General features: G+C 69.0%; 12 protein-coding genes. All 12 read right to left on the minus strand.

Annotation, left to right across the window (positions count from 1 at the left end; translation table 11 throughout):
- Positions 1-8: 8 nt before the first annotated feature.
- The gene (locus SLW55_RS20250) at positions 9-770 is read right to left on the minus strand and encodes an SDR family oxidoreductase (RefSeq protein WP_152236982.1); all 762 of its coding nucleotides are present in this window, start codon (positions 768-770) and stop codon (positions 9-11) included.
- A 2-nt stretch (positions 771-772) separates the two neighbouring features.
- Complete coding sequence (locus tag SLW55_RS20255) at positions 773-1,813, minus strand: ketoacyl-ACP synthase III (protein WP_152246134.1); 1,041 nt, start codon at positions 1,811-1,813, stop codon at positions 773-775.
- 1 nt (position 1,814) lies between these two features.
- Positions 1,815-2,039, minus strand: a complete 225-nt coding sequence (locus SLW55_RS20260) for an acyl carrier protein (RefSeq protein ID WP_017908530.1) — start codon at positions 2,037-2,039, stop codon at positions 1,815-1,817.
- Positions 2,036-3,214, minus strand: a complete 1,179-nt coding sequence (locus SLW55_RS20265; RefSeq protein WP_320745625.1) for a DegT/DnrJ/EryC1/StrS family aminotransferase — start codon at positions 3,212-3,214, stop codon at positions 2,036-2,038. The genes SLW55_RS20260 and SLW55_RS20265 overlap by 4 nt, the downstream gene beginning before the upstream one ends.
- A 271-nt stretch (positions 3,215-3,485) precedes the next feature.
- On the minus strand, positions 3,486-4,970 hold the full coding sequence (locus SLW55_RS20270; RefSeq protein WP_017908532.1) for a sigma-54 dependent transcriptional regulator: 1,485 nt from the start codon (positions 4,968-4,970) through the stop codon (positions 3,486-3,488).
- Positions 4,967-5,350 carry a response regulator transcription factor gene (locus SLW55_RS20275; protein WP_010341669.1) on the minus strand — a complete coding sequence of 128 codons (384 nt, stop codon included), beginning with the start codon at positions 5,348-5,350 and terminating at the stop codon, positions 4,967-4,969. Before SLW55_RS20275 ends, SLW55_RS20270 begins: the two co-directional genes overlap by 4 nt.
- 15 nt (positions 5,351-5,365) lie before the next feature.
- Positions 5,366-6,769, minus strand: coding sequence for an RNA polymerase factor sigma-54 (gene rpoN / locus SLW55_RS20280; RefSeq protein WP_017916431.1), 1,404 nt, complete (start codon positions 6,767-6,769; stop codon positions 5,366-5,368).
- Positions 6,770-7,036: 267 nt separating this feature from the next.
- Positions 7,037-7,669 (minus strand): response regulator transcription factor, encoded by a 633-nt coding sequence (locus tag SLW55_RS20285; RefSeq protein ID WP_017908534.1) that lies wholly within the window; start codon positions 7,667-7,669, stop codon positions 7,037-7,039.
- A gap of 92 nt (positions 7,670-7,761) precedes the next feature.
- Positions 7,762-8,340: a PilZ domain-containing protein gene (locus SLW55_RS20290; RefSeq protein ID WP_017916432.1), complete on the minus strand. Its 579-nt coding sequence runs from the start codon at positions 8,338-8,340 to the stop codon at positions 7,762-7,764.
- The gene (locus SLW55_RS20295; RefSeq protein WP_150411152.1) at positions 8,337-8,636 is read right to left on the minus strand and encodes a hypothetical protein; all 300 of its coding nucleotides are present in this window, start codon (positions 8,634-8,636) and stop codon (positions 8,337-8,339) included. Before SLW55_RS20295 ends, SLW55_RS20290 begins: the two co-directional genes overlap by 4 nt.
- The gene (gene fliS / locus SLW55_RS20300; protein WP_010341674.1) at positions 8,633-9,052 is read right to left on the minus strand and encodes a flagellar export chaperone FliS; all 420 of its coding nucleotides are present in this window, start codon (positions 9,050-9,052) and stop codon (positions 8,633-8,635) included. Before fliS ends, SLW55_RS20295 begins: the two co-directional genes overlap by 4 nt.
- Before the next feature lie 151 nt (positions 9,053-9,203).
- Positions 9,204-10,526, minus strand: coding sequence for a flagellar filament capping protein FliD (fliD, locus tag SLW55_RS20305; protein WP_152236986.1), 1,323 nt, complete (start codon positions 10,524-10,526; stop codon positions 9,204-9,206).
- Positions 10,527-10,720: the final 194 nt, after the last annotated feature.

Below are 10,720 nucleotides of genomic sequence, written 5' to 3' on the forward strand. Positions count from 1 at the left end.
CTCCGGGCTCATAGGCGGATCGGCAGGGACAGCCCGCCGTCGATGGTCAGGGTGCTGCGGGTGATCCAGCGGCTGGCGTCGGACAACAGGTAGACCGCGCCATTGGCGACGTCGGCCGGGTCGATGCGGCCCAGCGGGGTCAGCGCGATCTTGTCGTCCATGTCCGCGGTGCTGCCGAGCCTGCTCAGCATCGGCGTGTCGACGTAGCCTGGAGCGATGCAGTTGGCGCGGATGCGGTGCCGGGCCTGTTCCAGCGCGAAGGAGCGTACCGCGGCCTCCAGCGCGGCCTTGGACCCGGCGTAGCCGGCGCTGGCCTGCGGCGCCGCGCGCGCGGTCAGCGCCGAGACGTAGACCAGCGAGGCGCCCTCGTGCAGCCGGCGCTTGGCCAGCAACTGCTGGGTCAGGATGACCGGCGCCAGGTAGTTCACCGACAGCATCTGCTGCAGGTGCTTCTCGGCGGCCATCCGGAACGGCACCAGCGCGGCGATGCCGGCGCACGAGGCCAGGCCGTGGTAGCGCTCGGCCGCTTCCAGCAGGGCCCTGCGGGTGGCGTCCTCGGTGAGGTCGCCGACGACGCTGCGGTGGCCCTCGCCAGGGAGCGCCGCGGCGACCGCCTGCAGACGTTCCGCATCGCGTCCGTTGAGGACCAGCGTCGCGCCCAGGCGCGCGCACAGCGCGGCCACGGCGGCGCCGATGCCCGAGGAGGCGCCGGTCACCAGGATGGTCTTGCCCTGCAGCCCGAAGGCATCGGTCGTTGCAACAGGCGCCATCGTCAGGACTCGATCAGGTCGGGGAACACCGCGCCGTCGATATCGACCAGACAGGTGCCCCAGGACAGGCCGATGCCGAAGCCGCACAGCAGCACGCGCTTGCGGCTCTCTTCCAGTTGCTTGTTGATCCGCGCGGTCATGGTCACCGGCAGCGAGGCGCCGCTGGTGTTGCCGAAATCGTGCAGGGTGGAGGGCACCTTTTCCGGCGGCAGGCCGAGCTTCTTGCGGATGGTCTCGTTGATCATCCGGTTGGCCTGGTGGAACACGAAGTAGTCGATTTCGTCCTTGGACACGCCGCTGTAGTCGAGCAGCTTCTGCACCGCCGGCGGCACCCGCTGGGTGGAGAAGCTCAGCACCGCCACGCCGTCCAGCTGCAGGTCCACGCCACGGTGCCAGTGGTCGTTCTCGTCGGCGCGATACGGGATCAGGTGCTGCACCCCGACCGGCTCGCGATGGCCGCCGACCGGCAGGATGATCGCGCGATAGCCGCTGCCGTCGCTGTTGAGGTCGAAATGCATCGGCGCCGCGTCGGCACTGAACTCCAGCGCGGTGGCGGTGCCGGAATCGGAGAAGATCGGATCGTCGAAGGTGGCGCTGCGGTCGCCCACCAGCAGCAGGCCTTTCTTGACCCCGCCGGCGGCGATCATCGAGCCGAGCAGGTTGATGCCGAACGGGTAGGCCGAGCAGCCCAGGTTGACGTCGAACGCCACCGTGGCGTGCGACAGGCCCAGGCGGTCCTGCAGGATGATCGCCGTGGCCGGGATCGGATAGTCCGGCGACTGGGTGACCACGATCAGCGCATCGACCTCCTCGCGCTGCCACTGCAGGCGCTCCAGCAGCACCTGCGCCGCGTCGAAGGCCAGATCGGAAAAGCACTGCCAGTCCGCGGCCATGCGCCGGGTGTGGATGCCGATGTTGCGCACCAGCCGCTCGCGCTCGGAGCGGATCTGCGGCCGGCAATCGGTGAGGTTGGAGACGACGCGCCTGGGCACGCAGGTCGCCATGCCGGCGAAGCGCACGTTGTGCAACGTGGAGGTCGGCATGCTATGCCTCGGTCAGCTGATAGAGATCGCCCAGGGTGACCACGGCGGCCAGGTGCTCGCCGGTGATGGTCTTGCCGTACTCCATGTCGAACATCACGATCACGCCCAGCGCGGCCAACGAATCCCACTCAGGCAGCTCGCGCAACACCGTGTCCATGGTCACCTCGACCGGATTCTGGAAATCCGTGGCCGACAGGAAATTCTCGATAAACGTCTCTTGGCTCATGCTGCGGGTTCCACGGGTTGGGCGAAGGAGGGAGGGACCAGGGTGCGACGGGAATCGGACGCGGGCATGACGCCGCCCGCCGCGGCGATCAGGTCGACGATGGCGTCCACCTGCTCGGCCGCCAGTCCGGGAAAGATCGGCAGGCACAGCACGCGCTCGGCCATCTGCCGCGCCACCGGCAGGCCGGCCGGGGCCGAGGAGGGTAGGCCGCGGTACATCGGGAAGTCGCTGATCAGTGGGTAGAAATAGCGGCGCACCAGAATGTCGTGGCCGCGCAGCAGCCGGTGCAGTTCATCGCGCACCAGCGGGAAGGCGTCCTCGACCAGGATCGGGAACGAGGCGTAGTTGGACAGTCCCGGTTCCCGCGGCGTCAGGCAGCGGATCCCTGGCACCTGCGCCAGGCGCCGTCGGTACTGCGCGTCGATCGCCCCGCGCTGCGCCAGTGCGTCGTCGATGTGCTGCAGTTGCAGCAGCCCGAAGGCGGCGTTGATCTCGCTCATCTTGCCGTTGATGCCGGTGGCCACCACCGTGGTCTCGTCGACGAAGCCGAAGTTCTTCAGGCGGCTGATGCGCTGGTAGGTCTTGGCGTCCGGGCAGACGATGGCGCCGCCCTCGAAGGTGTTGAACACCTTGGTGGCGTGGAAGCTGAGCACGCTGAGGTCGCCGTGGCGCAGGATCGAGCCGCCGGCGTCCTTGACCCCGAACGCATGCGCGGCGTCGTAGATGACCTTGAGGTTGTAGGTATCGGCGATGCGCTCGATCGCGGTGGTGTCGCAAGGCGTGCCGTAGCAGTGCACCGGCATGATCGCGGTGGTGTGCGGGGTGATCGCCGCCTCGATCTTGAGCGGATCCAGGTTCATGGTCTGCGGATCGATGTCCACGAACACCGGCTTGATGCCGCGCCACAGCAGCGAATGCGCAGTGGCGACGAACGAGTATGGCGTGGTGATCACCTCGCCGGTGATGCGCAGCGCCTGCAGCGCGGTCAGCAGCGCCAGGGTGCCGTTGGTCAGCAGCGCCAGGTGGTTGACCCCCAGATATTCGGCCAGCGCCTTTTCCAGTGCGCGGTGCATGTCGCCGCCGTTGGTCAGGATGCGGCTGCGCCAGATCTGCTCCAGGTAGGGGACGAACGCCTCCAGGGGCGGCAGCAGCGGACTGGTGACGGGGATGGACATGGGACCTGCCTGGCGACGGGTGGAAGTCCCCGGTGCGGAACGTGCCGCCCGGTGCTGTGGAAACGTGAAGCAAGCCACATGCCAAAGGTGCCTGTCCACTGTCGGCGGTGCCGATCGGGATGTGGTGCAGGCGAAACCTGGCTTGCCGCGAGCGCGCGCTGCGACAGCGCCCGCGTCGGGCCGGTAGGTGGCGAGGAAAGGGAAGAGGGCGTGGCGTTCCGAGGGACAAGGGGCGCGTCGGGTGCGGCCGCACCCGACACCGTGCGCCGGCTCAGCTCGCCAGTTCGGTCTGGTCGCGGTCGATGCCGTACTTGCGCAGCTTCTCGACCAGGGTGGTGCGCCGCAGGCCCAGCAGCTGCGCCGCATGCGCAACCACGCCCTGGGTGCGCTCCAGCGCCTCGTTGATCAGCGCCAGCTCGATGTTGGCCATGTGCCCGCGCAGGTCCAGGCCGCTTTCCGGCAGCGTCGCCGCGGCCTGGGCCGGCGCATCCGCGTCCGTCCCCGGCTTGCCGCCGACGTGCAGGTCGACCACGTTGGGCACCCGCCGCGGATCCGTTGCGATCGGCGCCGGCGGGGCCGAGACGTCGATGGACGAGGCGAAGTCGCCACGATAGCGCGCCGGCAGGTCCTGCACCCGCACCAGGCCGCCCGGGTGCAGCACCGCCAGGCGCTCGACCAGATTGGTCAGCTCGCGCACGTTGCCCGGCCACTCGTAGCTGCGCAGCGCCTGCAAGGCCTCTTCGGAGAAGCGCACTTCGCCGCGCCCGGTCCGCGCCAGTTGCGCGGCGATGGTGTGCACCAGCGCCGGCAGGTCGTCGCTGCGTTCGCGCAGCGCCGGCATCTCGATCGGGAACACGTTGAGCCGGTAGAACAGGTCCTCGCGGAACTGGTTGCCGGCGATGCGTTCTTCCAGGTTGCGGTGGGTCGCGGCGATCACCCGCACGTTGCAGCGGATGGTGACGTTGCCGCCGACCCGCTCGAAGCTGCGCTCCTGCAGGACGCGCAACAACTTGACCTGCATCGGCAGGCTCATGTCGCCGATCTCGTCGAGCAGCAGGGTGCCCCCCTCGGCCATCTCGAAACGGCCCTTGCGCGCGCTCAGCGCGCCGGTGAACGAGCCCTTTTCGTGGCCGAACAGTTCGCTTTCCAGCAGATCCGGCGGAATTGCGCCGCAGTTGATCGCCACGAACGGACCGTCGCGGCGCGGCGACTGCTGATGGATCGCCCGCGCCACCACTTCCTTGCCGGTGCCGGACTCGCCCAGCACCAGCACGGTGGTGTCGAAGGCGGCGACCTGGTCGATCAGCCGGCGCAGGCGGGTCACCGCGGCGCTGGTGCCGGTCGGGCCGTTGTCCTGCGCGGCGCCGGCCTGGTGCTCGGCGTCCAGCCGCTTGAGGCTGGCGCGGCGCAGCAGGGTTTCCAGTTGCGCGTGGCGCAGCGGCGCTTCCAGCTGCCACACGTTGGCTTCGTGCAGGCCATGGCGCTGCGCGAAGGCCTGCGCATCGCCGTTGAGCAGCAGCACGGGCGGCGGCAGCGAACTGCGCGCCACCCAGCCGAAGAAGGCATCGGCCTGGTCCTGGTCGTCGAGCCCGCCGACCAGAATCGCCATCCACTCGGTCTGCCGGTGCCGGCCGGGCTGGACGTCGGCCACGTCGGTGACCCAACGCGGGTTGAGGTCCATGAATTCGAGCAGGCTGACGGTCCGCTCGGCGCGCACCGCGTCGTCATCGATCACCAGGATCCGCGATTCGCTCATGCCGGCACTCCTTCGGTCCGAAGCCCCTCCAGGATCGGCATCACTTCCTGGATGTAGGACAGCTTGCTGACGAAGTTGTCGGCACCGGCGCGCATGGCGTGCTCGCGGTGCTCGGCATCGTCGAAATGGCTGGCGATCACGATGTAGGGCGCCTGGTCCTGGGTCTTGATCAGGCGCGTGGCCTGCAGACCGCCCATCTCGGGCATGGCCAGGTCCATCAGCACCACCTGCGGGCGCAACGACTCCGACCGCTCGATGGCCTCCAGGCCATTGGCGGCGCTGCCGATCACTTCCATCCAGTCGAGCTTGCGGAAGTGGCGCATGGCGGCGTTGATGAAACCTTCGTGGTCGTCGACCAGAAGCACGGACAGTTTGTTCATATGCGTCGTTTTTCCTTAGCCCGCACGGGCCAGCAGCGGTTTGCTGCCGCGGCGGCGTTCGCGTGCGGGAGCGATGTCCAATTGTTCACGATACTTGGCGACAGTGCGCCTTGCCACGTTCACGCCCTGTCGCGACAGCAGCCCGGCGATGGCCTCGTCGGCCAGCGGCCGCCCCGCCGGCTCGGATTCGATCAGGCGCCGGACCATGGCGCGCACCGCCTGGCCGGACACCGCCGCGCCTTCCAGGCGCACGGCGAAGAAGTGCTTCAGCTCGAACGTGCCGCGCGGGGTCTGCAGGTACTTGCCGGTGGTGATGCGGGAAATGGTCGACTCGTGCATGCCGATCGCCTCGGCCACTTCTTTCAGGGTCAGCGGCGCCATCGCTTCCTCGCCCTTGACCAGGAACGCCGACTGGCGCTCGACGATGGCGCGGGTGGTGCGCAGCAGGGTCTCGTAGCGCATCGACAGGCCGCGGGTCAGCCAGCGCGCTTCCTGCAGCATTTCGCGCAGCGGCTGCGCGGCGTCGCCGGCCTCGGCCAGGGCGCGCTCGTGCATCGGGTTGACGGTGACGCGGTGGGTGGTGGCCGGGTTCAGCGCGACACGCCAGGTGCCGTCGGCGTGCCAGGCGACCACGTCCGGCAGGACATGGCCCAGATCCTGCGGCTGCAGGCTGTCGCCGGGGCGCGGCTGCAGCGACAGGATCAGCCGCACCGCCTCGCGCACGTCGTCGGTCTCGGCGTCGAGCTGGCGACCGAGCAGGGCGTAGTCGTGGCTGGCGAGCAGGTCGAGGTCGCCGGCGAGGATGCGCCCGGCCAGGTGGCGGCCGGGCACGCGGCCGGGCAGGTCGCTCAGCTGCGCCTGCAGGCACTCGCGCAGGTCGCAGGCGCCCAGGCCACCCGGGTCGCCGTGCAGCAGGCGCTGGCGGACGGCTTCGGCCTGCGCCACCGACAGGCCCAGCCGGGCGCTGGCCAGTTGCTGCAGGGTGTCGAGCGGGCCGTCCAGGTAGCCGGCATCGTCGCAGTGTTCCAGCCAGAACGCGGCCGCCGCCAGTTCCGCCGCCGGCAGTTCCAGGGCCAGCCGCTGCAGCACGCGCAGGTGCGGATCGGTGGACTCGCCCGCGGCGATGCGCTGCATGCGGTCGTCTTCGCCGTCGTTCCAGCCGGCGGCCGGGATGTCCCACATCGAGGATTCGGGCAGTTCGTCGAATGCCGCGGTTTCCAGCGCGGCGTCCTCATGCTTGACCACCGGCTCGATCACGCCCTCGGGCTCTTCCAGCTCGAGCAGCGGATTGGTCTCCAGCGCGCGGCGGATTTCCAGTTCCAGTTGCATGCCATCGAGCTGCAGCAGCCGGATCGACTGCAGCAGTTGCGGGGTCAGATGCAGTTGCTGGCCCAGTTGGGCGGAAACGGTCGGCTTCATGCGGACTTCCTCGGTTCGGCGCCAACCCTCTGGCGCCCGTGGAACGCATAGTGCTTGTCGCCCGACGGTAACAGAATCGGGGGGTTCCTGAGTAGGGTAGTCAAATTCCCGACAGGGTGTCAGGGATTTCCCGACGTGCGGCGCGTGGGCGCCGGACAGTCGACGGCGAAATGCCCGATGCAACGGGGTCCGGCGGAAGCGTCACGCCTGCTGACCGATTAAGGCAAGCGCCATGCCAATGTCCCGTGTCGGGATGCCGTCCCCAGTTCAGCTCAGCTCGCCCTGATGGCGTGCGGCCAGCAGGACCAGATCGTTGGCGCGGCGGCAGCCCAGCGATTCCATCATCCGCGCGCGGTGGGTCTCGACGGTCTTGACGCTGATGCCCAGGTCCGAGGCGATTTCCTTGTTGCTCTGGCCGCGGCCGATCTGGCGCAGGATCTCGCGCTGCCGCGGCGACAGTGCGGCGATGCCGACCGGGCGCTCGCGGCCGAGCATCGGCGCGATCATCTTGGAGGAGATCTGCGGGCTCAGGAACACCTGGTTGGCGCTGGCCGCGCGCAATGCCAGCTCCAGCTCCAGCGGGGCGGCGTCCTTGACCACGAAGCCGGTGGCGCCGCGGTCCAGCGCATCGCGCACATGCACCGGGTCGTCGTGCATCGACATCATCACCACCCGGGTCTTGGGCGAGCTGTGCAGCACGTCGGTGAGCGCGTCCAGGCCGCTGCGCCCCGGCAGGGACAGGTCCATCAGCACCAGGTCGGGGCGGTGCAGGGTGGCCAGGTCCACGGCCTGTTGCGCGTTGCTGGCCTCGGCGACCACGTCGACGTCCGCAAACGTCTGCAGCAGCCGGCTCAGGCCGGCGCGTACCAGGGTGTGATCGTCGACGATGATGACTCGCACGGTGCAGGTCCTTCTATTCAGAGCCGCACATTAGCCGAGCCGCCCGCCGCCGCCAACCTCGCCGCGACGGTCCGGGGGGGCGGTGTGCCGGCTCAGCGCGCGCGCCGGCTGTCGGCGATCTGCCGGCGGTGCAGCCGGAACAGGTGGCGTTCCAGGGCCTCTTCCAGGCCCGGCGGCTGTGTCTCGAACCGTAGCCAAAGTTGCACGACGCCCGCGGTGGCGGCCTCGGCCAGCACCCGCACCGGCAGTTCTAGGTGGTCCGGGAGCCAGTCCGAGGGCTGCAGGCGCAGTAGGCCGGCGGCGCCGGCCGTGGCGCCCGAGCGCGCGCCCAACTCCAGCCGTACGCCCCGGCGCGACCAGCACAGCGGCCGCAGCGGCAGGGCATCCTCGTGCTGGCGGGCCAGCCGGCCCAGCAGCACCAGCATCAGGTCGAGCTTGGCCTCCATCCGCTGGGTCTGCGCGGTTGACTCGCTGCGGTCGTCGCTGCCGTCCTCGCCACGCAGATCCTCGATCTGCGCCAGGCTGCGCAACAGCGCTTCGCCGGCAGCGAGCCGGCCGGCGCCGTTGCCCAGGCGGAAATCCGCCGGCAGCGCCAGTTCGCAACTGAGGGTGTCGTGGAACAGCTCGGCGTCGGCCGGGTGCTGCGCCGCGCCGTCCGAGCCGGTGTTCATCCCAGCAGTCCGGCCTGCGAGTAGAGCCGCGCGGCGTGGCTGGACTGGCGGCTGCTGCGCAGCCAGGCCGCGGCATGGTCGCGCTCCATGCGCATCTGCGCGGTCACCGCCTGCTGCAGGGCCAGCAACGGCTTCAATGCCTCGCGCGAGCGGTCGGCGCCGTCCTGCTGCAGATACGCCTGCAGGTGCCGCGCGTGGTCGGCGACCATGGCCTGGGCCAGCGCGTAGTCGTCGCCACGCAGGACCTCGCGCAACTCGTGCAGGTCGTTGTGCAGGTCGGCGAGCTGGATGCTCACGACGCGTTCGCCGTGGCCAGTTCGCGCTGCTGCGCGGGAATGGCGGCCCAGGCCGCGTCGATCTCGCTGAGCAGTTCCAGCGCTTCGGTCAGCGCGGCGTCGTCGTTGTGCAGGTTGGCTTCGGTCAGGCGGTGCATCACGTAGTCGTAGAGCGCCGACAGATTGCCGGCGATCTCGCCGCCGGCCTCGTGGTCGAGCGAGCCGTTGAGATGGCCGACGATGGCGCAGGCCTCGCCGATCGCCTTGCCCTTGCGTGCCTGGTCGCCCTGCGCGAGGCAGGCCTGGGCCTGGCGGATGCGCTGGCAGGCGCCGGCGAACAGCATGGCGACCAGCTTGTGCGGATCGGCATCGGTGACGCTGGTGGAAATGCCCATCTTGCGATATTGCTCGGCGTACTGGCGGCTGGAACCGTACATGGAAAACTCCTCGGGTGGATCGGCTGGCCTCCGCGCCGCGCCGGTGAGCGGCGACGCTGTGGCGGTTGCTGCGGCCAATCCGTAATGACTGTCGATACTCTTTCTATCGGCCGCGACGCGTCTCGACTTGAGTCGCGCGGCCGCGTGCGCGTCAGCTGAACTGCTTGGTCAGGCTGTCGCTCACGCCCTGCATCTGGGTGACCAGCTGGTTCATTGCGGTGAAGCGTGCGGTGTACTGATCGGTCAGGGTCTGCATGCGCTTGTCGAGATCGCTTAGCTGGTCGGTCAGGTCGGAGATGTGCTTGTTGAGCGAGTTGGTGCGCTGGGTCAGGGTGCCGCTGGTGCTGTCCAGGTTGCTCTTCAGCAGCGTGCTCATGCCGGTACCGAAACTGCCGTTGTTGCCGAGCAGGGTCTTGGCCGCCGACGGATCGGCGGCCGCCGCGGTGTCGAACTTGGCGCTGTCGAAGCTCATCACCCCGTCCTTGTCGATGGTCACGCCCATCGCCATCAGGCCGCTCACGTTGTCGCTGACCAGCCGGCGCAGCGACTGCTGCAGGCCGCGCACCATCGCATCGCCGGTCATCGGCGAGGCCTTCTTGTTGGTGGCGTCGTAGGCGCTGGAGGACTTGAGCACGCTGTTGGCGGAGTTGTAGGCGCTGACCAGGGCGGTCAGATTGGCCTTCAGCGGGGTGTTGTCGTTGGTGATGTTGAGATTGAAGCTGGTGCCGGCCACGGCCTTGGTGAGATTGATCGCCACGCCGGGCACCAGGTCGGCGATGGTGTTGCTGCTGGAGGTGCGCTGGAAGCCGTCTACCTTCACCACCGCGTCGGCGGCGGCGATGGTCTGGGTCAGCCCGCCGTTGTTGCCGGGCGGGTAGGTGAGCTTGGCCAGGCCGCCGTCGCCACCGGACGTGGTGATGGTCAGGGCGCCCTTGGTGCCGGTGTCGACCGCATTGAGCACCAGGTGGTCGCCATCGTCGGCGGTGACCACGCTGGCGGTCACGCCGGCACCGTTGGCGGCCTTGTTGATGAAGGCCGCCACGTCGCTGAGCTTGCTGCCGGCATCGACGTTGATGTTGAGCGTGGTGCTGCCGTAGGCGATGGTCAGGGTGCCGCCACCGACGACGGCGCCGCTGGCATAGGCCGACGAGGTCAGTTTCTGGGACTGCGCCAGTTTCACCACCTCGATGCCGTACCTGCCGGCGTTGGCGCTGGAGGTCACGGTGGCGGTATAGCCGGCGCCGTCGTCGATGGTCGCCTTGTAGGCGCCCTTGTCGGCGCTGTCGGACACCGTGCTCATCGCCGTCTGCAGGTTGGACAGCGCGCTCTTGATCGTGCTCAAGGACGACAGTTGCGCGCTGGAAGCGGTACCGTCGCGGTTGATCCGGTCTTCCTGCGGCTGGCGTTCCTTCGCCACCAGTTTGGCGACGAAGCTGGGAATGTCCAGGCCTGAGCCGATTCCAGTGGTGGACATGGTGGCGGTCCTTGAGGTGGCCGGCACGCAGTGCGCCAGCGGCTGAGGGGAGTATCGGCGCGCGGGAGCGCTTCTTGAGCGGCGCCTGCGCGTTGCGACGGCTCCCCGTTGCCATGCAAATCCTGTGCCGCATCCAGGGCGTCAAAAAAAAGCCCCTCCTTGCGGAGGGGCCCGGTGGTGCGTTGCGTCTTGCC

Source organism: Xanthomonas sp. LF06-19 (genome assembly GCF_034105425.1).
GTDB classification, from domain to species: Bacteria; Pseudomonadota; Gammaproteobacteria; order Xanthomonadales; family Xanthomonadaceae; genus Xanthomonas_A; species Xanthomonas_A sontii.

What these genes read in the sequence shown, in the direction of transcription:
- SLW55_RS20250 (WP_152236982.1), bottom strand. Translation starts at nt 770, where the DNA reads ATGGCGCCTGTTGCAACGACCGATGCCTTCGGGCTGCAGGGCAAGACC.
- SLW55_RS20255 (WP_152246134.1), bottom strand. Translation starts at nt 1,813, where the DNA reads ATGCCGACCTCCACGTTGCACAACGTGCGCTTCGCCGGCATGGCGACC.
- SLW55_RS20260 (WP_017908530.1), bottom strand. Translation starts at nt 2,039, where the DNA reads ATGAGCCAAGAGACGTTTATCGAGAATTTCCTGTCGGCCACGGATTTC.
- SLW55_RS20265 (WP_320745625.1), bottom strand. Translation starts at nt 3,214, where the DNA reads ATGTCCATCCCCGTCACCAGTCCGCTGCTGCCGCCCCTGGAGGCGTTC.
- SLW55_RS20270 (WP_017908532.1), bottom strand. Translation starts at nt 4,970, where the DNA reads ATGAGCGAATCGCGGATCCTGGTGATCGATGACGACGCGGTGCGCGCC.
- SLW55_RS20275 (WP_010341669.1), bottom strand. Translation starts at nt 5,350, where the DNA reads ATGAACAAACTGTCCGTGCTTCTGGTCGACGACCACGAAGGTTTCATC.
- rpoN (WP_017916431.1), bottom strand. Translation starts at nt 6,769, where the DNA reads ATGAAGCCGACCGTTTCCGCCCAACTGGGCCAGCAACTGCATCTGACC.
- SLW55_RS20290 (WP_017916432.1), bottom strand. Translation starts at nt 8,340, where the DNA reads ATGAACACCGGCTCGGACGGCGCGGCGCAGCACCCGGCCGACGCCGAG.
- fliS (WP_010341674.1), bottom strand. Translation starts at nt 9,052, where the DNA reads ATGTACGGTTCCAGCCGCCAGTACGCCGAGCAATATCGCAAGATGGGC.
- fliD (WP_152236986.1), bottom strand. Translation starts at nt 10,526, where the DNA reads ATGTCCACCACTGGAATCGGCTCAGGCCTGGACATTCCCAGCTTCGTC.